At 67.1% G+C, this 21,544-nt stretch carries 21 protein-coding genes; 17 read left to right on the top strand and 4 right to left on the bottom strand.

Going from position 1 to position 21,544, the window contains the following annotated elements; all coding sequences use genetic code 11:
• Positions 1-6 precede the first annotated feature (6 nt).
• The 5 genes from AB4Y94_RS01430 (at position 7) to AB4Y94_RS01450 (ending at position 4,534) form a co-directional block, all read left to right on the top strand.
• Positions 7-1,209, top strand: a complete 1,203-nt coding sequence (locus AB4Y94_RS01430; RefSeq protein WP_441724020.1) for a M24 family metallopeptidase — start codon at positions 7-9, stop codon at positions 1,207-1,209.
• 87 nt (positions 1,210-1,296) lie between these two features.
• A complete protein-coding gene (locus AB4Y94_RS01435) occupies positions 1,297-2,211 on the top strand; it encodes an alpha/beta fold hydrolase (protein WP_441724022.1) in 915 nt (304 codons plus the stop codon).
• Positions 2,208-3,239, top strand: a complete 1,032-nt coding sequence (locus AB4Y94_RS01440; RefSeq protein ID WP_441724024.1) for an Lrp/AsnC family transcriptional regulator — start codon at positions 2,208-2,210, stop codon at positions 3,237-3,239. Before AB4Y94_RS01435 ends, AB4Y94_RS01440 begins: the two co-directional genes overlap by 4 nt.
• A gap of 67 nt (positions 3,240-3,306) precedes the next feature.
• Complete coding sequence (locus AB4Y94_RS01445; protein ID WP_441724026.1) at positions 3,307-3,759, top strand: VanZ family protein; 453 nt, start codon at positions 3,307-3,309, stop codon at positions 3,757-3,759.
• Positions 3,760-3,763: 4 nt separating this feature from the next.
• Positions 3,764-4,534, top strand: a complete 771-nt coding sequence (locus AB4Y94_RS01450) for a fructosamine kinase family protein (RefSeq protein ID WP_441724028.1) — start codon at positions 3,764-3,766, stop codon at positions 4,532-4,534.
• 24 nt (positions 4,535-4,558) lie between these two features.
• Here AB4Y94_RS01450 and AB4Y94_RS01455 read toward each other — a convergent pair whose 3' ends face one another.
• Positions 4,559-5,113, bottom strand: coding sequence for a type 1 glutamine amidotransferase domain-containing protein (locus tag AB4Y94_RS01455; protein WP_441724030.1), 555 nt, complete (start codon positions 5,111-5,113; stop codon positions 4,559-4,561).
• A 186-nt stretch (positions 5,114-5,299) separates the two neighbouring features.
• Here AB4Y94_RS01455 and AB4Y94_RS01460 point away from each other — a divergent pair, with 186 nt between their 5' ends.
• The 7 genes from AB4Y94_RS01460 to AB4Y94_RS01490 all read left to right on the top strand — a co-directional run bounded on the left by AB4Y94_RS01460 (position 5,300) and on the right by AB4Y94_RS01490 (position 14,588).
• Entirely contained in the window at positions 5,300-6,826 is a 1,527-nt protein-coding gene (locus AB4Y94_RS01460; RefSeq protein ID WP_441724032.1) for an amino acid permease, read from the top strand.
• 64 nt (positions 6,827-6,890) lie between these two features.
• Positions 6,891-8,066 (top strand): LLM class flavin-dependent oxidoreductase, encoded by a 1,176-nt coding sequence (locus tag AB4Y94_RS01465; RefSeq protein ID WP_441724034.1) that lies wholly within the window; start codon positions 6,891-6,893, stop codon positions 8,064-8,066.
• A gap of 2 nt (positions 8,067-8,068) precedes the next feature.
• A complete protein-coding gene (locus tag AB4Y94_RS01470) occupies positions 8,069-8,698 on the top strand; it encodes an FMN reductase (protein WP_441724036.1) in 630 nt (209 codons plus the stop codon).
• Between the two features lie 414 nt (positions 8,699-9,112).
• Positions 9,113-11,401: a polyribonucleotide nucleotidyltransferase gene (locus AB4Y94_RS01475; RefSeq protein ID WP_441724038.1), complete on the top strand. Its 2,289-nt coding sequence runs from the start codon at positions 9,113-9,115 to the stop codon at positions 11,399-11,401.
• A gap of 141 nt (positions 11,402-11,542) precedes the next feature.
• Entirely contained in the window at positions 11,543-12,412 is an 870-nt protein-coding gene (locus AB4Y94_RS01480; RefSeq protein WP_441724040.1) for an SGNH/GDSL hydrolase family protein, read from the top strand.
• Positions 12,413-12,540: 128 nt separating this feature from the next.
• Positions 12,541-12,900: an ArsR/SmtB family transcription factor gene (locus AB4Y94_RS01485; protein WP_441724042.1), complete on the top strand. Its 360-nt coding sequence runs from the start codon at positions 12,541-12,543 to the stop codon at positions 12,898-12,900.
• Between the two features lie 47 nt (positions 12,901-12,947).
• Entirely contained in the window at positions 12,948-14,588 is a 1,641-nt protein-coding gene (locus tag AB4Y94_RS01490; protein WP_441724044.1) for a SulP family inorganic anion transporter, read from the top strand.
• A gap of 114 nt (positions 14,589-14,702) precedes the next feature.
• Here the strand turns inward: AB4Y94_RS01490 and AB4Y94_RS01495 are convergent, their stop codons facing one another.
• Complete coding sequence (locus AB4Y94_RS01495; protein ID WP_441724046.1) at positions 14,703-15,182, bottom strand: Lrp/AsnC family transcriptional regulator; 480 nt, start codon at positions 15,180-15,182, stop codon at positions 14,703-14,705.
• Between the two features lie 132 nt (positions 15,183-15,314).
• On the opposite strand from AB4Y94_RS01495, the gene pdhA reads away from it, so the two are divergent.
• Genes pdhA through AB4Y94_RS01520 form a run of 5 tightly spaced genes read left to right on the top strand, consistent with a single transcriptional unit; the run spans position 15,315 to position 20,020 of the window.
• On the top strand, positions 15,315-16,448 hold the full coding sequence (gene pdhA / locus AB4Y94_RS01500; protein WP_441724048.1) for a pyruvate dehydrogenase (acetyl-transferring) E1 component subunit alpha: 1,134 nt from the start codon (positions 15,315-15,317) through the stop codon (positions 16,446-16,448).
• Complete coding sequence (locus AB4Y94_RS01505; protein ID WP_441724050.1) at positions 16,445-17,422, top strand: alpha-ketoacid dehydrogenase subunit beta; 978 nt, start codon at positions 16,445-16,447, stop codon at positions 17,420-17,422. Before pdhA ends, AB4Y94_RS01505 begins: the two co-directional genes overlap by 4 nt.
• Positions 17,419-18,819 (top strand): dihydrolipoamide acetyltransferase family protein, encoded by a 1,401-nt coding sequence (locus AB4Y94_RS01510; RefSeq protein ID WP_441724052.1) that lies wholly within the window; start codon positions 17,419-17,421, stop codon positions 18,817-18,819. Before AB4Y94_RS01505 ends, AB4Y94_RS01510 begins: the two co-directional genes overlap by 4 nt.
• A 46-nt stretch (positions 18,820-18,865) precedes the next feature.
• Positions 18,866-19,177 carry a 4a-hydroxytetrahydrobiopterin dehydratase gene (locus tag AB4Y94_RS01515; RefSeq protein WP_441724054.1) on the top strand — a complete coding sequence of 104 codons (312 nt, stop codon included), beginning with the start codon at positions 18,866-18,868 and terminating at the stop codon, positions 19,175-19,177.
• A gap of 6 nt (positions 19,178-19,183) precedes the next feature.
• On the top strand, positions 19,184-20,020 hold the full coding sequence (locus AB4Y94_RS01520) for a hydrolase (RefSeq protein ID WP_441724056.1): 837 nt from the start codon (positions 19,184-19,186) through the stop codon (positions 20,018-20,020).
• Here the strand turns inward: AB4Y94_RS01520 and AB4Y94_RS01525 are convergent, their stop codons facing one another.
• Positions 20,021-20,716, bottom strand: a complete 696-nt coding sequence (locus AB4Y94_RS01525; protein WP_441724058.1) for a hypothetical protein — start codon at positions 20,714-20,716, stop codon at positions 20,021-20,023.
• A 138-nt stretch (positions 20,717-20,854) separates the two neighbouring features.
• The gene (locus AB4Y94_RS01530; protein ID WP_441724060.1) at positions 20,855-21,463 is read right to left on the bottom strand and encodes an SACE_7040 family transcriptional regulator; all 609 of its coding nucleotides are present in this window, start codon (positions 21,461-21,463) and stop codon (positions 20,855-20,857) included.
• Positions 21,464-21,544 lie beyond the last annotated feature (81 nt).

Genomic DNA, 21,544 nt, shown 5'->3' on the forward strand with positions numbered 1-21,544 from the left:
GTGCCGATGACGACCGCCACCCGTTTCAGCCAGGCCCTTGATCCGGTGTTCTTCGACCGGGTGCAGGAGCGCGTTCGAGGACGGCTTGCCGAGGAAAACCTCGATGCCATCCTCACCGACGACCCCGAAGACGTCGCATACCTCACCGGGTTCTTCCACCACCCGTGCGAGCGGCCGGTCGCCGTGTGGCTCGCCGCGGACGGGCCAACTGTGCTGCTGACGCCACGGCTCGAGCGGGAGAATGCCGAACGCCAGCAGGCGCGCGCGCGGATCGTCTCATACGGTGAATTCCCCGGTACCGAGGCCCCGTTCGCCACCCTCGCCGCCGAAGTCGACCGGGTCGGCGGCGGCGGCGGGCTGCGCGTTGGTTTCACGACCCACATGACGCATGAACGGCTCGCGGCCGCGCGCCGCGAGCTCCCCGCGGCCGACTACGCTCCGACCACGATCGTGACCCGTGCCCGTTACGTCAAGTTCGACGAGGAGATCGCACTCCACCGTGAAGCAGCCCGGGTTACCGACGTGATGCTCGGCGCGGGGGTTGCCCTAGTCAGGGAAGCCGTCGCCGCCAATGGCCGGCTTCCGAGTGAGGCGGAACTCGCCTCGGGCGTGACCGGCATCGGCGTGTCGATGATGTACGCCGAGCATGACGACGTGGTGGTGGTCTCCCCTCTCGCCGGTGGGCTGGTGTACGCCGGGGCGAATTCGGCGTTTCCTCACGGGCTTCCCTCAGGCTACCGGCTGTCGCCAGGTGACACTTTTATGCTCTCTCTCGGATGCGCCGTGGGCGGCCGCTTCGTCGAGGGCGAGCGCACATTCGTGTTAGGCAAGCCGACCCCCGACCAGTTCCGCTTCCACGACACGATCCGCCGCGCCCAAAGCGTAGGGGGGCAGGCGATCCGACCGGGCGCGCGGTGCAGGGAGGCGAACGCCGCGTGTCTCGCTGTCATCGAGGAAGCGGGCCTCGGCGAGTACATCCGTCATCGGCAAGGCCACGGCATCGGACTCGGCATGCATGAGCCGCCGTGGCTGGAAGCCGGGGACGACACGCTCCTGGAGGCCGGCATGATTGTGTCAAATGAACCGGGAATCTACATCCCGAGACACGCCGGCTACCGCATCAGCGACAGCATGCTGGTGACCGAGTCGGGTTCGGAAGCGCTGACTGCCTTTCCGCGCGGACTGGCCGACTGCACCATTGAGCTGTGACATCCGTCAGGCCGGGCATCAGCCCGACCCAGCATCACCGACATGCTGAACAGATCGACGAACTGAACAGATCGACGAAGGAGAATCATGACCCAGGAAACAGTCTCGCCAGAGTTTTCGACGGCTACCACGCCGGCGCAACGAATCTTAATCAATGGAAACGAGCTCGCGGTCGAGGTGCTGGGACCCGAGGGTGCACCTGTCATCATCACCCACCACGGAGCTCCCGGGCTGGGTTCACGCGCTGAACCGCGGGCCAGCTTCGGCCGCCTCGCCGATGAATATCGTGTCGTCGTCTTCGACGCCAGAGGCTCGGGGCAGAGCGAGGGCAGCGGCACGTTCAGCCATGAGCAGTGGGCAGCCGACATCGACGGACTGCGCGAGTGGATCGGTGCAGAGCAGATCGTTATCGCCGGCGGATCGTATGGCGGATTCATGGCGATGGAGTATGCCATCCGTTACCCGGACCGGGTGAGCGCCCTCGTGTTACGCGACACCTCGGCGGACAACGGCAACGCCCACCTGGCCAGGGAGAATGCGCTCGCCTCCGACCGCGTGACCATCGACATGGAGAAGTTTGACCGCATCGACGAGGGACGCGTCGCCGACAATGACGACCTGCGGGACTGTTGGCGGGAGATCCTGCCGCTCTACGACTTCAACTATGACCCAGCGGCGGTCGAGAAGAAGGTCGTAGCCACCCCGTACCGCTACCAGGCGCACAACTACGCCTTCTCGCGAAACCTGCCCAGCTACGACCTCAAGCCGAAGCTTCCCTCGATCGCCGTCCCAACCCTGATAACCGTGGGGCGCACCGACTGGATCACACCCGTGTCGTGCAGCCAGACCATCGCCCGGCTGATTCCGAACTCTGAACTTGTCGTGTTCGAGGAATCGGGTCACTCACCGCAGATTGAACAGGCAGAGCTCTGGACGGCGACGGTGCGTGACTTCCTCCACCGCGTTGCGGCCCCGACGCGCGCCGAACCGGCGGCAGAGTGAACGCGCCAGCCCTCGATGGGCTCGATGAACTGGACCGGCGCATCGTCGTCGCCTTGCAGCACGACGGCCGGGCGAGCTGGCGCACGATCGCCGATATGGTCAACTCCTCGACCGCCACAGTCGCCCGTCGCGGCCAGCAACTGCTCGCGTCGGGAGTGACCAAAATCGCGGTGGTGCCCGCGCTCGGCAGCAAAGGTCAGGTCGACTCATTCCTGATCCGCATCAACTGCCAGCCTGGCACCCAGCTCCAGGTCGCCGCGGAACTGGTCAACCATGAAGGCATGCGATTCGTCACCGTCGTCACTGGCCGTTATGACATCATCGCGGAGCTGGTCGTTCACGGCGGTGCGACGCACTATCCGCAATTCATCGAAGAGCTGCAGTCGATAGCCGGCATCGAACGCTGGCGGAGCGACCTCATCATGCACGTCTACAAGGTGACCTTCGATTGGGGGCGGCAGCTTTTTTCGGACACCGCCGATCTGCCGGGCGTGCCCGGTGAGAACCTCGAGGTCGTTGAACCGGCATCCTGCCGGCCGGAGCACTTCGACAGTTCCGACTGGAAGATCGTCGAGGCGCTGCGTGAAGACGGACGGGAGACATTCCAGGCCATCGCGGATCGACTCGGAATGAACGAATCGAGCGTTCGCCGTCGATTCGAACGCCTTCGCAATTCCCGGTGCATCGATATCCTGACCGTTATGCCGGCCACAGCACTCGGGATGGGCGCGGAGACACTTCTGACCGTCCGCGTTGCGCCACGGAGGATGGACGCTGTAGCCCGCGAATTGGCGCAGCATCCGGCGGTCCGTTACCTCGCTGCCACCCTCGATGAAAACTCGCTGTTTTGTGAAGTCATCCTGCCGTCAACGACGGACTTGTATAGTTTCATCACTTCGACGCTCTCCAGGCTTGAGGGGGTAAAAGACTGGACCGCATCGATGGAGCTGCTCTTCCTCAAGCGCGGGTTCGTCGAAACGCCCTGGTGGCGCTCTCAGGTTTCCGCTCTAGAGCCCGCACTCCCATGAGCGCCGCGATCGGCTTTGAGACGGGACGTTCCCGATAGCACCCGGCAGGATCGGGCACCATGGAGTCATGCTGCACCGCCACCCCGTCCTCTCCCTGGTCTCCCTCGCGTACCTCGCGTTCGTCGGCTGGGTGACGCTCGGGCCGCAGCCGTTTGACAACTCGAACAACGGCTGGCTGCTGCGTGCGCTCGCTTTCTTCTCCCGGCACGACGCCACAGACTGGGTCACTTACGGCCGAGTCGAGTTCATCGCCAACATCGGCATGTTCGTGCCGATCGGCGCATTCCTGGTGCTCCTGTTCGGGCGCCGGTTGTGGTGGCTGGCGATCGTCATCGGCATCATGCTCACCTGCTCCATCGAATTCGCGCAGCTGTTTCTGCCGACCCGTTACCCCGACGTGCGGGACCTGGTCGCGAACACCGCCGGTGCGGCCATCGGCGTGCTGTTCGCCCTCGTCATCACGGCCGTGCAGCTCGGGCGCCGCAGGCCTGTTCGACGCGCGCAAAATGCGGAAGGGTAGAGGCATGAATAAGCCGCTCGATTACGTGAAACGGCGAACGGATGCGCCGCCCCGCTTCTTCGAAGCCGAGGCCGCCGGACTCGGCTGGTTGGCGGATGCGCGGGGCGCGCGCGTCGCATCCGTCATTGATGTGAAGCCGGGACACCTGGTGATCGAGCACGTGGACGAGGTGCAGCCCACGCCCGATGCGGCGCACGCGTTCGGGGCGGCGCTCGCGGTGACCCACCGGGCCGGGGCAGCCGCTTTCGGGGCGCCGCCGGCCGGTTACGCCGGTCCGCTCTACATCGGGAACCGGGTGTTGCCGGTTGCGCATGAGCCGTCCTGGGGACGGTTCTATGCCCGCGACCGGGTGTTGCCGTACCTCGAGGTGGGCGAGAAGGTCGGCAACGTGACGGATGCCACAGCGCGCGTCGTGCATGACGCCTGTGAACGCATCGGAGCCGGCGAATTCGACGACGAGGATCCTCCCGCACGCCTGCACGGCGACCTGTGGAACGGCAACGTGCTGTGGTCGGCAACCGGCGTCGTGCTGATCGACCCGGCCGCGCACGGAGGGCACCGCGAGACAGACCTCGCCATGCTTGCGCTGTTCGGCTGCCCGTACTTCGACGACGTGGTCGCCGGGTACCAGGAGGTGAACCCGCTCCGCGCGGGCTGGCAGGAGCGGGTCGGGCTGCAGCAACTGCATCCGCTGGCCGTGCACGCGGCCGGCCACGGCGCGGAGTACGGCGAACTGCTGGGTGCTGCGGCGCGCTCGGTCCTTGCCCTGCCCTGAGCCAGCGGTTCCGAGTGTCTCTCGCTAGGCGTGCTGGCCGGCGTGAGCACCCTCGGCGATTTCCTCAACCACCTTCGCGTTGAATGCCGGCAGGTCGTCAGGCGTGCGGCTGGTGACAAGGCCCTGGTCGACGACGACTTCCTCGTCCACCCACTGGGCGCCGGCGTTCCTCAGGTCGGTGCGAAGGCTCGAATATGAGGTGAGCTTCCGTCCCTCAGCGACACCAGCCTCGATCAGGATCCAGGGTGCGTGGCAGATCGCGGCGACAGGTTTGTGCGCCGTGAAAAATGCCTTCGTGAAGGCGATCGCGTCCTGGTCCATGCGCAGGTGGTCGGCGTTCACGACGCCGCCGGGCAGAACCAGCGAATCGAAGTCCGCCGCGTCGGCATCCGTCACCGACACGTCGACGGGCTGCTCGTGCCCGTTCTTGCCGGTGACACTCCCGTCGGCGGGGGAGACCAGGACGGGGGTACCGCCGGCTTGGGCGACCGCGTCCCACGGACTCGTCAGCTCGCTGTCCTCGTATCCGTTCGTCAACAGGAAGGCGACGCGCTTGCCGGAAAGTTCGGTGCTGGCCATATCTCTTGCTCCTCCGGGTGTTTGCTGATCTGAGTGGTGCCGCAGCCGTGCCGTGGCACGTTTTTCACGCTACCCGTGGAGCCCCGAACCGCCAGCGGCTCACACCGAACTCTGAGGTTCGGCCTACGATTGAGTACCCCGTTCGAGGATCGCGGAACCAGAGCACGCACACACGAGGGATGCTGCATGAGTCTATGGAGAACAAAGAGCATCGAGGATTCGATGGCCGACTCGCTGGAGAAGGGCCACAACCTCAAGCGCACGCTGGGAACCTGGGATCTCATGATCATGGGCGTCGCGGTCGCGGTGGGCGCTGGAATCTTCTCGGTCGGCGCCAAAGCGGCCGGCAGTTATGCCGGGCCGTCGGTCACCCTGGCTTTTTTGCTGGCGGCCATCACCTGTGCCCTCGCCATCATGTGTTACGCCGAATTCGCCTCGGCGGTGCCGGTCGCCGGCTCCGCATACACCTTCACCTATGCCACCCTCGGCGAACTGCTCGCCTGGATCATCGGCTGGGACCTCATCCTCGAAATGCTCACCGCAGCTGCGGTGATCGCCAAATACTGGGGGATCTACCTCAGCAGCGTGTTCGCGCTCTGGCACTGGAACGTCCCGGACACCGTCAACGTGCTGGGCCTGGAGGTGAGCTGGGGACCGTTCATCATCGTCGCCATCTTCACCGTTCTGCTGGTGCTGGGCACCAAGCTCTCCGCCCGGGTCAGCGGCATCATCACCGTGATCAAAGTGGCCATCGTCCTGTTCGTCATCGTGGTCGGCGCTTTCTTCATCAAGGCCGAGAATTACACCCCCTTCATTCCCGAGTCGGTGCCCACGAAGGGCGGCGCGAGCGATGCGTGGAGCCAGTCACTGTTCTCCTTCATGACCGGTGCAGCGCCGGCGCAGTACGGCGTCTTCGGACTCCTCGCCGGGGCATCACTCGTCTTCTTCGCCTTCATCGGCTTCGACGTGGTGGCGACCTCGGCCGAGGAAGTGAAGAACCCGCAGCGCACCCTCCCACGCGGCATCTTCGCCGGACTCGCAATCGTCACGGTGCTCTACATCGCGGTCAGCCTGGTGCTCACCGGCATGGTGCCGTATACGGTACTCGCCGACGACCCCAACGCCTCGCTGGCCACGGCGTTCGTCTCCGTCGGCGCCGGCTGGGCGGCGCAGGTGATCTCGGTCGGGATCCTCGTCGGCCTCACCACGGTGATCATGGTGCTGCTTCTCGGGCTCTCCCGGGTGCTGTTCTCGATGAGCAGGGACGGCCTCCTGCCCCGCGCGCTGAGCGTCACGTCAGAGAAGCGGCGCACGCCGGCCCGCATCCAGATCATCGTCGGCTGCGCTGTCGCGTTGCTGGCCGGGTTGACGGATGTCGGCATCCTCGAGGAGATGATCAACATCGGCACCCTCTCGGCATTCGTCCTGGTCAGCATCGCGGTCGTCGTGCTGCGGAGAACCCGGCCCGACCTCAAGCGTTCGTTCCGGGTGCCGCTCTCGCCCTTCCTTCCGATCCTTTCGGCCGTGCTCTGCATCTGGCTGATGCTGAATCTCACCACTCTCACCTGGGTGCGGTTCCTGGCCTGGCTGGTGGTCGGCTTCATCATCTACTTCAGCTACGGTCGCCGGCATTCACTGGTCGGACTCCGCGCGAAGGGCGTCTTCGACGCCACCATCCGGGAGGAAGCAGTTCGGGAGGAATTCCGGGAATAGGAATCGCCGGTCCGTCGTTGGACACGATATCTATGCAAACGCATTGAACTGGAAAGGCTGAAAAATGCAGTTCGGAATCTTCACCGTCGGCGACGTAACCACCGACCCCACGACCGGCCAGACGCCCACCGACGCCGAGCGCATCAAGGCCATCCTGACCATCGGGAAGCACGCGGAAGACGTCGGACTGGACGTTTTCGCCACCGGTGAGCACCACAACCCGCCGTTCGTGCCGTCGAGCCCGACCACCATGCTCGGCTACCTGGCGGCGCAGACCAGCACGATCATCCTCTCCACCGCGACCACGCTGATCACCACTAGCGACCCGGTGAAGATCGCCGAGGACTTCGCGGTGCTCCAGGTCATCGCCGACGGCCGGGTCGACCTCACGCTGGGCCGGGGCAACACCGGCCCGGTCTACCCGTGGTTCGGGCAGGACATCCGCCAGGGCATCCCCCTTGCGTTGGAGAACTACGCCCTGCTGCGTCGGCTCTGGGACGAGGAGTTCGTGGACTGGAGGGGCCAGTTCCGCACCCCGCTGCAGGGCTTCCAGTCGACCCCGCGCCCACTCGACGGTGTGCCGCCATTCGTCTGGCATGGCTCGATCCGCAGCCCGGAGATCGCCGAGCAGGCCGCGTTCTACGGTGACGGCTTCTTCTCCAACCACATCTTCTGGCCGGCCGAGCACACCGCGAAGATGATCGCCTACTATCGCCAGCGCTTCGAGCACTATGGCCACGGCACCGCCTCGCAGGCGATCGTCGGCCTCGGTGGCCAGGTCTTCATGCGGAAGAACTCGCAGGACGCCGTCAACGAATTCCGCCCCTACTTCGACAACGCCCCGGTCTACGGCCATGGCCCGAGCCTCGAGGACTTCACCTCGCAGACTCCGCTCACTGTCGGCAGCCCGCAGGAGGTTATCGACCGCACGCTCGGATTCCGGGACTACGTCGGCGACTACCAGCGCCAGCTCTGGCTGATGGACCACGCCGGGCTTCCGCTGAAGACCGTGCTCGAGCAGCTCGACATCCTGGGCGGCGAGGTCGTCCCGGTCCTTCGCGCCGAGTTCGCGAAGAACCGTCCGGCGGACGTCCCGGAAGCGCCCACCCACGAGCTGCTCGTGGCGGCGGCCGCGACGAAGGCCGCAGCCGAGCGGGCCACGATCACCGCCGCGCCCGGCGCCGCGTTCGGCCTCTCCGCGGACCCCGCATCCGTCGGTGGCGCCCGGAAGGGAGTCTGACCATGACCGTGCGCACACTCGCCGTCATCTCCGCCGGGCTGAGCCAGCCCTCGTCCACGCGGATGCTCGCCGACAAGATCGCCGCCGCAACCGTGTCCCGGCTCGCTGAGAACGGCATCGACACCGAGGTGAAGACATTCGAACTGCGTGACTTCGCGCATGACATCACGAACCACATGCTCACCGGCTTCCCGAGCCCCAAGCTCGACGCCATGATCGAGGCCGTCACCACCGCCGACGGCCTGGTCGCTGTCACCCCGATCTTCACCACCAGCTACAGCGGGCTGTTCAAGTCGTTCTTCGACGTGATCGACAACCGCGCCTTGACCGACATGCCGGTCGCGATCGGCGCGACGGCCGGGACGGCCCGCCATTCCCTGGCGCTGGACTACGCCATTCGCCCGATGTTCACCTACCTGCACTCGGTCGTCGTACCGACCTCCGTGTTCGCCGCGTCGGAGGACTGGGGGAGCGGGGCCGACCAGGTCAAGACGCTGCCAGACCGGATCGACCGCGCCGCCGGCGAGCTGGCCGCGCTCGTGTCGACCTCTGACCGGTCGAGCCTGGTGCGCGACCCGTTCGCCCTGGATGCCTCGTTCAGCCCGACCGGCGGGTTCCAGCCCGAGTTCTGATCCGTGCGGGCGGGTCATCGCCCGCCCGCGCCCTGGACCAGCCGCCGCGTGCGGCCAAAGTGCCGCCTCGATCCGCGTCGGGGCGGCACTTTGGCCGCACGCGTGGAGGCTGGAAGCGCCCCTCTGCTAGACTTGATGAGGTTAATCCTCTGGATTGGCCGAGCGCGGTGCTCGCAGAGTGCCGCATGGAGCAGGCTGGCAGGAAGCTGGTCCTCGGTGGTGGTTTCCCAACCAGGTTCATTCGAACCGGCGGTTGGTGAATTTCTACTGGTGGCCAGCGCAAGCCGGTGCACTCACAGTCACATTCACGACAGAGACACGCACACGGGCCCAAGGATTCTGCCTGTTCCTGCTCCGATGTATCCACTCGCGCACCATATGGGTGAGCGAGTCTAAACAAAGGAGATAGACCTCTTGGAAGGTCCAGAAATCACGTTCGCCGAAGCCGTTATCGACAACGGCAAGTACGGCAAGCGCACCATCCGTTTCGAAACTGGGCGCCTCGCCCAGCAGGCGCAGGGTTCTGCCGCCGCCTACATTGACGACGAGACGATGCTGCTCTCAGCGACGTCCGTCAGCAAGCAGCCGAAGGACAACTTCGACTTCTTCCCGTTGACCATTGATGTCGAAGAGCGCATGTACGCCGCCGGGCGCATCCCGGGCAGCTTCTTCCGCCGCGAAGGTCGTCCCTCGACCGAAGCCATCCTCACCTGCCGCCTGATCGACCGGCCGCTGCGCCCGTCGTTCGTCGACGGCTTGCGCAACGAGATCCAGGTCGTCGTGACCGTGCTGGCCATCGCGCCCGACGAGTACTACGACGTGCTCGCGATCAACGCGGCATCCATGTCGACGCAGATTGCCGGCCTCCCGTTCTCCGGTCCGATCGGTGGCGTTCGCGTCGCCCTCATCCCGGATGAGAACGGTGGCGGCCAGTGGGTTGCCTTCCCGAAGTACTCGCAGATCGAGGAGGCCGTGTTCAGCATGGTCGTCGCAGGTCGTGTCGTGACGGATGCCGCCGGCGTCCAGGACGTCGCGATCATGATGATCGAGGCCGAGGCCACCGACAACGCGTGGAACCTGATCAAGGGCGGCTCCATCAAGCCGAACGAAGAGGTCATCGCGCAGGGCATCGAGGCGTCGAAGCCGTTCATCAAGCAGCTCGTCGAGGCCCAGCAGAAGGTTGCCGCTTCCGCCTCCAAGGCGACCGGTGACTTCCCGCTGTTCCCGCCGTACGAGCAGGCCACCTACGACGCCGTCGCTTCTCTTGCCTACGACGAGCTCAAGGACATCTACCAGATCGCCGCGAAGATCGAGCGCCAGGATGCCGACGACGCACTGAAGTCGCGCGTCAAGGCAGCCGTGGCCGCCAAGGTCGAAGCCGGCGAACTGCCGGCCGGCGCCAACAACCAGGTCTCCGCTGCGTACAAGTCGGTGACCAAGCTGGTCGTCCGCTCGCGTGTCCTCAACGAGGGCGTGCGCATGGACGGTCGGGGACTCGCCGACATCCGTCCGCTCGACGCCGAGGTGCAGGTCATCCCGCGCGTTCACGGCTCCGCCATCTTCCAGCGCGGCGAGACCCAGATCCTGGGTGTCACCACGCTGAACATGCTGAAGCTCGAGCAGACCATCGACTCGCTGAGCCCGGTCACCAAGAAGCGCTACATGCACAACTACAACTTCCCGCCCTACTCGACCGGTGAAACCGGCCGGGTCGGAACGCCGAAGCGTCGCGAGATCGGCCACGGAGCGCTCGCCGAGCGTGCCCTGGTCCCCGTGCTGCCCACGCGTGAGGAGTTCCCCTACGCGATCCGTCAGGTGTCGGAGGCCCTCGGGTCCAACGGTTCCACCTCGATGGGTTCCGTCTGCGCCTCGACCCTGTCCCTCCTGAACGCCGGTGTGCCGCTGCGCGCACCCGTCGCCGGCATCGCCATGGGCCTGATCTCCGACACCGTCGACGGTGAGACCCGCTACGCGGCCCTCACCGACATCCTCGGCGCCGAAGACGCCCTCGGCGACATGGACTTCAAGGTCGCCGGTACCAGCGAATTCGTCACGGCCATCCAGCTGGACACGAAGCTCGACGGCATCCCGGCATCCGTTCTCGCCGGTGCGTTGAACCAGGCGAAGGATGCCCGCACCACGATCCTCGCCGTGCTGAACGCCGCGATCGACAGCCCTGACGAGATGGCGCCCACCGCGCCCCGCGTCATCAGCGTGCAGATCCCCGTCGACAAGATCGGCGAGCTGATCGGCCCGAAGGGCAAGACGATCAACGCGATCCAGGACGAGACCGGCGCCGACATCTCGATCGAGGAAGACGGCACCGTGTACATCGGCGCCGTCGACGGACCGTCGGCCGAGGCCGCGCGTGCCCAGGTCAACGCGATCGCCAACCCGACCAACCCCGAGGTCGGCGAGCAGTTCCTCGGAACCGTCGTGAAGATCGCCGCATTCGGCGCCTTCATCTCGCTGCTCCCCGGCAAGGACGGCCTGCTGCACATCTCCGAGGTGCGCAAGCTCGCCGGTGGCAAGCGCGTCGAGAACGTCGAAGACGTGCTCGGCGTCGGCCAGAAGGTTCTCGTTGAGATCACCAAGATTGACGACCGCGGCAAGCTCTCGCTCGCCCCGGTCCTCGACGAAGATGCGGACACGGACAGCCGTGCCGCACTCGGCGAGCACGCCCAGGCCCCGGCCGAAGGCTAGTCAGCCAGGTCTCCCGGTTCGCCTCTCGCCAGGCAGCCGGTGAGACGGAGGGCCCGTTTGCTTCGGCAGGCGGGCCCTTTCGCTGTCCCGGCTGCGGCGAGATCCTTGCCAGGCGCGCTCCACCGGGAGTACCTTTCGGGGATGTTGAATTTATCTCAGTTTCGAGTGCAGTTCCTGTCGCGCCTCGGCGTCCTCTCCCTGGTGACGGCGGGGTTGGTCGTCGGTGTGGCCGCGACACCGGCCGCTGCGTCGTCCGCCACGACCTCGTCCGTTTCCTCCGCGCATTCGAGTTGGTCGTTCAACTCCGCCGGCAACCTCGTCGCGCTCGGCGACTCGTTCACGGCGGGCCAGGGTGCTCCGCCCTACCTGCCGGGACCCTGCTTGCAGAGCAGGTTCGCCAGCTACCCGGGCATTGCCGCAGCGCTCAGCCCTTACCGGCTCGCCGCCAACAACGCCTGTTCGGGTGCGCGCGTGGCTGACGTTCCCGCCCAGCTGGCCGGAGCCAGCCCGTCGACGAAGCTGGTGACCCTCACAATCGGCGGGATCGACGCCGGCTCCAACCAGGTCCTGCAGGCCTGTGCTCCGGATCCAACTGCGCCGATATGCCTCCAGGCCGTCGCAGCGAGCGCGGCGCAAATGGCCGTCCTCGGCCCCCAGCTGGTCGGCCTCTACCAAGGGATCGCGACGGCGCTGCCGCAGGCGAGGCTCGTCGTGTTGAACTACCCGCGATTGTTCAACCCGGGCGTCCTTCCGCTGGGCGAGCTGGTCAACACCGCTACGGACACGCTGAACCAGGTCATCCAGGGGGCGGTGGCAGCAGCGGCCAACCCGCGTGTCACGATGGTGGACGTGACCCAGGAATTCGCCGGGCACGGGATCGGAGCCCGCGTTCCCTACATTGCCTACAATCCCGCTGACCCGCTGGCCCTGGTGAACTTCCACCCGACTGCGTTGGGCAATGCGCTTGGCTACGCCCGGGCGCTTGCCAACGACGGGATCCTCCGCCGCTGAGCCGTGCCCGCACCCGGGGTGAGGCGCACGACCTCCGCCCTCACCCTCGGGGCCTGTGACGTGAAGTCGGCTACCGCTCCATCGCCGAGGTACTTGAACGACTCGCCAGATAGTTATATTCTGAAGTAATGGAATTGTCGAACGAACTGCCGGTCGCCCAACTGAAGGCCGAACTGTTCAAGGCGCTCGGGCATCCGCTGCGGGTGCAGGTCCTGGAACTCCTGGTCGACGGCGAGCGTTCGGTCGGCGGTCTCGCGGACAGTCTCGGCAGTGAACTCTCCGCGCTCTCGCAACAACTCGGCGTGTTGCGACGCGCCGGCGTGGTGGTCACCCGCCGCGAGGGCAACACCATCCTGTATGCACTGCGCGACCCCGATATGGTCCAGCTGCTCGCCGTCGCCAAACGGATGCTGGTGTCCAACCTCCAGGACTCCCACGCGTTGCTACGCCAGCTCGAACGCACATCCGCGACCGAGCGTCCGCAATGAGCACTCCAGTCACGACGAGCAGTCCCTTCACGCGTACCCTGCACTTCGTGCGCACACTGCTTCCGCAGCGCACCGACTTCACGGCGATGCGCCGCTCTCCCGGGCGCGACCTGCTCGCCGGCCTCACCGTCGCGATCGTCGCCCTGCCGCTCGCCCTCGCGTTCGGCGTCGCCTCCGGGATGGGTGCCGAGGCCGGCCTGGCCACCGCCGTCATCGCCGGGATACTCGCGGCGGTGTTCGGCGGGAGCAACCTGCAGGTCTCGGGGCCGACCGGGGCGATGACCGTGGTGCTCCTGCCGGTCGTGCACCAATTCGGCGGCGCCGGCGTGCTCCAGGTCGGCGTGATGGCCGGCATCATCCTGCTGGTGCTCGCGTTCTCCGGCCTGGGGCGGTATGTGCGCTACCTGCCCGCCTCGCTGGTGGAGGGGTTCACCGCCGGGATTGCCGTCGTGATCGCGTTGCAGCAGGTGCCGAACATGCTCGGCGTCACGCCCGGCGACCAGGAACAGGTCTGGGCGGTAGCCGGGGACGCAGTCGTTCGCTGGTTGCAGGCGCCGGACTTCGTTGCGCCCCTGGTTGCGGTCGGCGTCGCCGCCGTGATCCTGCTCGGCGCCCGCTGGAAGCCCTCGCTCCCGTTGTCACTCGTCGCCATCGCCATCGTCACGGTGATTGCGGCGTTCGGCCACGCTGGCTTGCCGGCGATCGGGGCGCTGCCGGCAGCCCTGGCCGCGCCATCCGCCGGCTTCTTCGACGCCAACCAACTCGCGAACCTGTTCACCTCAGCCCTGGCGATATCCGCCCTCGCGGCGCTCGAGAGCCTGCTCTGTGCGACCGTTGCCGATGGCATGAGCGTCGGCGAGCGGCACAACCCCGACCGTGAATTGTTCGGGCAGGGGATTGCAAACCTCGTGGTGCCCTTCTTCGGCGGAGTCCCGGCGACGGCTGCCATCGCCCGCACCGCGGTGAACGTGCGGAGCGGCGCCCGGTCCAGGCTGGCCGCGATCTCCCATTCGGTGGTGCTTCTGGTGGTCGTGCTCGCCTTCGCGCCGCTGGTCGGATTCATCCCGCTGGCGGCGCTCGGCGGCGTGCTGCTGGCCACGACGATCCAGATGGTCAAGCTCGGGGCCATCCGCGCCATTGTGCGGGCGACCCGCGGCGACGCGGCGGTGCTGTTCGTCACGTTCGGCGTAACCGTGGCCATCGACCTCGTGACGGCCGTGGTGATCGGGCTCGCGGTCGCGGCGCTCCTGGCGCTCCGGTCCGTCTCCCGCAGCTCCCGGGTGGAGCGGGTGCCGCTCGACACCGGCGACCACAGCGCCGAGGAGCAGAAGCTAATCCGTGAGCACATCGTCGCCTACCGGTTCGACGGGCCGCTGTTCTTCGGCGCGGCGAACCGGTTCCTGCTCGAGCTCACCGAGGTGAGCGACGTGTCGGTAGTCATCCTGCGGATGAGCCGCGTCACTACCCTCGACGCGACGGGAGGGCTCATGCTCGACGACGTGATCACCCGGCTCGAGGCCAAGGGCATCGCGGTGCTGGTGTCCGGGGTGACGGATGCGCACCGCAGCGTGCTCCGGAGGCTCGGCGTGGCGCCGCACCTCCGCGAGAGGGGTCGCGTCTTCGCCGACACCCCCGAGGCGATCGCCTATGCGCGCACCCTGCTTCCCGCCGCCGCCGCCGCCCCCTAACCGGCCCGCCGCCCTTCCGCGAACCCGCACTTGTTGGGGTTATAAGCGCGGGATAACCCCAACAAGTGCGGGTTCGGCGAAGTCGACGAGGGTGGGCGAGGGGAAAGGGCGGGGCTAGGCGGGAGTGGAGGCGAGGCCGCGCTCGAGCAGCGGCTCCAGGCGGTAGGGGATGAGTTCGCCCATCGCCAGCGACGTCTCCGTGCGTTCGACCCCGGTCACCGCGAGGATGGTGCCGTCGATGCGGAACAGGTCGTCGGCATCCGTGCAGACCACGCGCACGAGCAAGTCCGCCTGCCCGCTCATGCCGTGCGCCTGCACGATTTCCGGGATGTCGGCCAGCGCGACCACGATCGGGGCGAGCAGCTTCTGCTGCACGTGCACCTCGATGAAGGCGGTCAACGGATAGCCGAGCGCCGCCGGATTGATCCGCCGGGAGAAGCCCAGGAAGGCGTTCGACTCCTCCAGTCGAGCCATTCGCGCCTGCACCGTGTTGCGCGACAACGACAGCCGTTGGGCGAGCGCCACGAACGTGCTGCGGGGGTCCGAGCACAGTGCTCGGAGGAGCTGAATGTCGGTGCGGTCCACACTGCGCATAATGCATCAGATTAGCAGCCTCTGCCCGGGTCCGGTGTGGCAGTGTGCACAATAAAACAACAACCGGTTGTGCCGACTGCCGCACGGACATACGCTCAGAGCAACTTTAGCAAGGAAGCTAGGAGTGACGCCGTGGTGCAGACAGTGCTTGAGACCCAGCAGGATTTCGTGCAGTTGGTGACTCCGGACGGAATTCGGGTGCCCAACCCCGAACTCGACCCGTGGGTGGCAAAGGTCACCGGTGAACAACTCGCCGCCCTGTACGAGGACATGGTCGTGGTGCGGCGCATCGACACCGAAGCAACGGCGCTCCAGCGCCAGGGCGAACTCGGCCTCTGGCCGCCCCTGCTCGGCCAGGAAGCCGCGCAGATCGGGTCGGCCCGCGTGCTGCGCAGCGACGACTTCGTGTTCTCCAGCTACCGTGAGAACGCCGTCGCCTACTGCCGCGGTGTCGAGCTCACCGACATACTCCGGGTGTGGCGAGGCAACGCCCAGGCCGGCTGGAATCCCTACGACATCGGGATGGCCGCTCCGGCGATCATCATCGGCGCCCAGACGCTGCACGCCACGGGTTACGCCATGGGGTGCGTCGCCGACGGTGTCGACTCTGTCGCAGTGGCCTACTTCGGCGACGGCGCCACCAGCGAAGGCGACGTGAACGAAGCCATGGTCTTCGCCGCGAGTTTCCAGGCGCCGGTGGTCTTCTTCTGCCAGAACAACCACTGGGCGATCTCCGAACCGGTCAGGTTGCAGAGTTCGAAGCACCTCTCCGACCGCGCCCCCGGATTCGGCATCCCCAGCATGCGCGTCGACGGCAACGACGTGCTCGCCGTGATGGCAGCGACCCGTATCGCCCTCGACCGAGCCCGCACCGGAGGGGGACCGAGCTTCATCGAAGCGGTCACGTACCGGATGGGACCGCACACCACCGCCGACGACCCCACCCGCTACCGCGACGCGGCCGAGCTCGAGGCGTGGAGGGCCAAAGACCCGATCCTCCGCCTGCGGCGGCTGCTCGAGTCCGAGGGGCTGTTCACCCCCGAGCTTGAAAAGAAGACCACAGCCAAAGCGGATGCCGTCGCCGCGGAAATCCGCGCCGGCTGCATCAATCTCCCCGACCCCGAACCGCTGACCGTGTTCGACAACGTCTACACCACGCCGAACGCCACCCTCGCGCGCCAGCGGGCGGAATACGCGGCGTACCTGGCCAGCTTCGCACCCGAGCCCGGCGCGGCATCCGCTCCCGGAACCGGAGGCGCATCATGAGCACCATGACCCTCGCGAAGGCGATCAACACCGGGCTCCGCGATGCCATGCGGGAGGACCACAAGGTCATGCTGCTCGGCGAGGACATCGGGGCGCTCGGCGGCGTCTTCCGGGTGAGTGACGGCCTGCAGGCGGAGTTCGGGCCGCGCCGCGTCGTCGATACGCCGCTCGCCGAGTCCGGCATCATCGGCACCGCCGTCGGCCTGGCCTACCGCGGCTACCGGCCGGTGTGCGAGATCCAGTTCGACGGCTTCATCTACCCGGCATTCGACCAGATCGTCGCACAGGTCGCCAAGCTGCACTACCGCACCCGGGGCGCCGTGACCATGCCGATCACGATCCGGGTGCCGTTCGGCGGCGGTATCGGCGCGGCCGAGCACCACTCAGAGTCGCCAGAGGCCTACTTCGCGCACACCTCCGGGCTGCGCGTGATCGCCGTCTCCAACCCGCAGGACGCCTACAGCCTGCTCCGCCAGGCCATCGCCAGCGACGACCCGGTGCTCTACTTCGAGCCCAAACGCCGCTACCACGTGAAGGGAGAGGTCACCGAAGACCTCGGCGATCCCATGGAGCGCGCCGTGATCGTCTCCCCTGGAACGGATGTCACGCTGGTCACCTACGGCGCGCTCGTCGCGATCGCCCGCGACGCGGCCCTGGCCGCAGCGGATGAAGGCACCTCGGTCGAGGTGATCGACCTCCGCTCGCTCGCACCGGTCGACTACGCGACAGTCGAAGCTTCGGTGCGGAAGACCGGCCGCCTGGTGGTCACGCACGAGGCCGCCCTGTCCGGCGGCATCGGCGGCGAGATCGTCTCCAGCATCACCGAACGCTGCTTCACCTCCCTCGAATCCGCTCCGGTGCGGGTCACCGGCTGGGACATCCCCTACCCGCCGGCGAAGCTCGAAACCCACCACCTGCCCGACCTCGACCGCATTCTCGACGGTGTCGACCGCGCGATGGGACGCCGTTCATGATCAAAGTCTTCAAGCTCCCCGACCTCGGCGAGGGACTGACCGAGTCCGAAATCGTCGCCTGGCTGATCGCGCCCGGTGACACCGTCGAACTCAACCAGCACATCGCCGACGTCGAGACCGCCAAGGCCGTCGTCGAGTTGCCGTCGCCGTTCGCCGGCACCGTCACCGAGCTGCACCAGCAGCCCGGTGTGGTGGTGCACGTGGGGGAGCCGATCGTCTCGTTCGACGTCGCGGGCGCCGAGCCGCAGTCCGCCGGGGGCGTCGGGGCTGCCCAGCCGGTCGAGGCCGAGTTCGGCGATGGTGTGGCATCGGCAACGGATGCTGCCGGCAGGTCCGGCGAGGCCGCCGGCGACGGTGCGCCCGCGCGTGAGGCTGTGCTCGTGGGATATGGCGCTGCCGCCGAACGTGGCGGCCGCCCGAAGCGGCGTCCCCGATTCGGCGGACCGGTGGTCGAGCCTGTCGGGAAAGCGCCTTCGGTGGTCGAGCCTGTCGGGACCCGGGAACGCCCCCGCTCCACCCCGCCGGTGCGCGCCCTGGCCCGGGAGCTCGGCGTCGACCTGGCCGCCCTCACCGGCACCGGGCCGGACGGCCTGATCACGCGCGATGACGTGCACCAGAATGCGCCCGGCCGCGCCGCGGCGTCCGCCGGCCAGGGACAAGCCCCGCGCGACGGCAGAGCAGACGCGACGCCCGCTCCCCGCGAATCACGCTCGCCGATCAAGAGCCTGCGGAAACTCACCGCCGCAGCCATGGTTCAGAGCGCGTTCACCGCCCCGCACGTGACCGAGTTCCTCACCATCGATGTGACGCCGACCGTTGAGCTGCTCGATTCGCTGAAACGTGACCGGGCGTTCGCGGACTACCGGATCGGCATCCTCACCGTCGTCGCGAAGGCGCTCTGCATCGCCGTCGCACGCAACCCCTCGCTGAACACACGATGGGACGACGCGGCCGGCGAGATCGTGCAGTTCAACTATGTGAACCTCGGGATCGCCGCCGCGACCCCGCGCGGCCTGATCGTGCCGAACATCAAGGACGCGCACGCGCTCGGCCTCACCGAGCTCGCCACCGCGCTCGCCGGGCTCACGGAGACGGCGCGGGCCGGCACGACCAGCCAGGACGCGCTCACCGGCGGCACGATTTCCATCACCAACATCGGCGTGTACGGCATCGACGCCGGAACGCCCATCCTGAACCCGGGGGAGGCGGCGATCCTGGCGATGGGCAGCATCCGCCGAACACCGTGGGAGCACCACGGCGAGGTCGCGCTCCGCAGCGTGATGACGCTCAGCCTCTCCTTCGACCACCGGCTGGTCGACGGAGAGCAGGGGTCGCGGTTCCTTGCCGACGTCGGGTCGATCCTGGCCAACCCCGGCATGGTCCTGACCATGATCTAGCGGCCACAGGGTCGACAGGGGCGCCGGGGCGGAGCAGAGTGGGGTCATGAGCACCCTCCTCTCACCCCACGACACCGCCGCCGACCTTGAGGGGACGGCCTTCAGCCACGGCACGGGCGCCCTGCACGCGGCGTACGCGACGGGCGACTTTGCCGGTGCAGTCCGGCTGCTCGACCGGGTGGCCGAGGCGGCGGATTCGATGAACCATCACCCCGACGCCACCGTCGGCTACGGCCGCATCAGCTTCGCACTCAGCTCGCACGACGCCGGCGGCGTCACCTCACGCGATGTCGCGCTGGCCCGGCGCATCCAGGAGCTGGCCGATGCCGCCGGCGCCACGAACGCAGCCAGCAGCTGAGCGATCGTGCACTGGATCTGCGTCGCCTGCGGCCTCGAATACGGCGGCCTGGCCGGGGCAACGGATGCCTCCGGCCCGCCCGCTCGATGCGCCATCTGTTCCGACGAGCGCCAGTACGTGCCACCGAGCGGCCAGGCCTGGACGACGTCCGAGGAGCAGGAAGCCGGCGGGACCCTGGCGACGCTCACCGAACTCGAACCAGGTCTGCACGAGATGCGGGTGCAACCGACGATCGGAATCGGCCATCGCCCCATGCTGGTCAGGACCGGTTCCGGCAACCTGCTCTGGGAGCCACCCGGATTCATCAGCCCCGCCGCCATCCGGTCGGTGCGCGAGCTCGGCGGGATCACGGCGATCGCCGGCAGCCACCCGCACCTGATGGGAGCGATGACCAGCTGGAGCCGCGCATTCGACAACGCGCCGATCTTTTTCAACGCGGCAGATAAGGACTGGATCGTGCACCCGGACCCCGCGATCACCCACTGGAGCGGCGAGGCGAACCCGTTGCCCGGCATCCGCCTGGTGCAGTGCGGCGGTCATTTCCCGGGCAGTTGCGTGTTGCTCTGGGGGGCCGGGGCTGCCGGACGCGGCGTGATCCTGACCGGTGACACCATCTTCATCGGCCCGGACAACAAGACCATCAGCGTGATGCGGTCGTTCCCGAACCGGCTTCCGCTGCCGGAGGGCACCGTCAACCAGATTCTGGACCGGCTCGAACCGCTCGACTACGACCGGATGTACGGCTCGTTCGGGCAGCTGGTGCCGTCGGGCGCCCGGGCGATCGTCCGCATCTCGCTGGGGCGGTACATCGCCTGGATCCGGGGGGACGTCGACGACTGGTGATCAGGGCGGGCCGTTGACGACCGGCACGACCACCAGGAGGGCCGGAATCATCACAGCGGCGAAGACACCGACCAGGCAGACGAGTAACACGATCGGGTGCCGTTCCCAAACGCTGATGTTGCGGCGATACTGCGACCGCCGGAGTTCGCTCCACGTCATCGGGGTGTCCACCAGGCGGACCGGGATGGCGTAGTAGTCGATCACGCGCCACAGGTCGGACGCGTGCCACATCGGGCCGCGCATTCGGAGCAGGGTGTTGCCGCTGGCGTCAACCATGAACATCTGCTGCGACACGGAGTCGCTGTTCGAGTCCCTCAGTTTGACCACAACGACGGATGCGATCACCTCAACCGGTGTGAAGACCTTCCGGCGCAGATATTCGCGCTCACGCATGCCATCCGGTGCCAGGAGAATTCCGGCACCCTTGAGCCGCCAGGCCGTGAGCACGAACAGCAGGATCAGGACCGCATGGGCAGAGGCGAACGGGAGCCACCGGCCTGTCGGGACGGTGATCAGGTAGAAGGCGCCGAACAGCGGCAGGGTGAGCAGGCTGAAGGCAACCCAGGCGGACACCCAGAGATCGCTCTTCGGACGGACCATCAGCGCGGGGAACGCCGGGGCGTGGTCGTTGCCGACGCGCTCGTCGCGCTCAAACGGAATGCGCCGTACAGGACGAGTGAACCGTCGTTTCCCCACGGGTCCACCCTATCGGCGGCTCTGGGTCGCACACTCGCGGTGAGGTACGTATAAAGCACCCATATTCTCGCGGCGAAGGTGCTTTATACGTACCTCAGCGGAGAAGAAAGAGAGGCGGCAGACAGTCGCGGCGTCCGCTCAGGACCTGAGCGCGGTGAGCGCCATGCCCTCGAGCACCGCGCGCACCTGGTCGGGGGGCGACGCTGCGGCACTGTGCGGCGTCGAGTTCATCAGGCCGAAGGTCGCGTGGGCGCGGATGCGCAGCATCGACGGATCGACGGTTGGATGCAACTGGTGCAGCACGTCGACCCACAACTCCACATAACTGCGCTGCAGGGCGCGCACCCGGTGCCTGTCGTCGTCTCCGAGCTGGTCCAGGTCACGATCCTGCACCTGGATCACATCGGGATCGCGGAGCGCGAAGTCGACGTGGAACCGCACCAGGCCGGCTAGAGCGGATGCCGCGTCCGGCGAGCCGTCGACGACCGCCTGGCCGCCACCGATCAGGTCCTCGCTCACCCCGATCAGCAGTGCGGCCAGCACGGCTTGCTTGCCGCTGAAATGCCGGTACACGGCGGGCCCGCTGACGCCGACGGCCGCCCCGAGGTCTTCGATCGAGACCCCGTTGAAGCCCGAGCGCGCGAAGAGGGCGGCGGCGGCGACGAGCAGCCCCTCCCGCCGCACTGCTTTGGCCCGGCTGCGCGGCGTAGCGCTCGTCGCCCCGACCGCCTCCGGCAGTCCGCTCATCGTTCCCACCTTCTGGACATTCCGGTTAACAAGGACTAACCTAAATCGAGTTAGTAAACACTAACTGTACTTGAATCCTCA

Source organism: Glaciibacter sp. 2TAF33, assembly GCF_052114945.1.
Classification (GTDB): domain Bacteria; phylum Actinomycetota; class Actinomycetes; order Actinomycetales; family Microbacteriaceae; genus Cryobacterium.

Bases quoted from the DNA above. Each gene is read 5' to 3' on its own strand.
- AB4Y94_RS01430 (WP_441724020.1), top strand. From the start codon at position 7: ATGACGACCGCCACCCGTTTCAGCCAGGCCCTTGATCCGGTGTTCTTC.
- AB4Y94_RS01435 (WP_441724022.1), top strand. From the start codon at position 1,297: ATGACCCAGGAAACAGTCTCGCCAGAGTTTTCGACGGCTACCACGCCG.
- AB4Y94_RS01445 (WP_441724026.1), top strand. From the start codon at position 3,307: ATGCTGCACCGCCACCCCGTCCTCTCCCTGGTCTCCCTCGCGTACCTC.
- AB4Y94_RS01450 (WP_441724028.1), top strand. From the start codon at position 3,764: ATGAATAAGCCGCTCGATTACGTGAAACGGCGAACGGATGCGCCGCCC.
- AB4Y94_RS01455 (WP_441724030.1), bottom strand. From the start codon at position 5,113: ATGGCCAGCACCGAACTTTCCGGCAAGCGCGTCGCCTTCCTGTTGACG.
- AB4Y94_RS01460 (WP_441724032.1), top strand. From the start codon at position 5,300: ATGAGTCTATGGAGAACAAAGAGCATCGAGGATTCGATGGCCGACTCG.
- AB4Y94_RS01465 (WP_441724034.1), top strand. From the start codon at position 6,891: ATGCAGTTCGGAATCTTCACCGTCGGCGACGTAACCACCGACCCCACG.
- AB4Y94_RS01470 (WP_441724036.1), top strand. From the start codon at position 8,069: ATGACCGTGCGCACACTCGCCGTCATCTCCGCCGGGCTGAGCCAGCCC.
- AB4Y94_RS01480 (WP_441724040.1), top strand. From the start codon at position 11,543: ATGTTGAATTTATCTCAGTTTCGAGTGCAGTTCCTGTCGCGCCTCGGC.
- AB4Y94_RS01485 (WP_441724042.1), top strand. From the start codon at position 12,541: ATGGAATTGTCGAACGAACTGCCGGTCGCCCAACTGAAGGCCGAACTG.
- AB4Y94_RS01495 (WP_441724046.1), bottom strand. From the start codon at position 15,182: ATGCGCAGTGTGGACCGCACCGACATTCAGCTCCTCCGAGCACTGTGC.
- AB4Y94_RS01505 (WP_441724050.1), top strand. From the start codon at position 16,445: ATGAGCACCATGACCCTCGCGAAGGCGATCAACACCGGGCTCCGCGAT.
- AB4Y94_RS01510 (WP_441724052.1), top strand. From the start codon at position 17,419: ATGATCAAAGTCTTCAAGCTCCCCGACCTCGGCGAGGGACTGACCGAG.
- AB4Y94_RS01515 (WP_441724054.1), top strand. From the start codon at position 18,866: ATGAGCACCCTCCTCTCACCCCACGACACCGCCGCCGACCTTGAGGGG.
- AB4Y94_RS01530 (WP_441724060.1), bottom strand. From the start codon at position 21,463: ATGAGCGGACTGCCGGAGGCGGTCGGGGCGACGAGCGCTACGCCGCGC.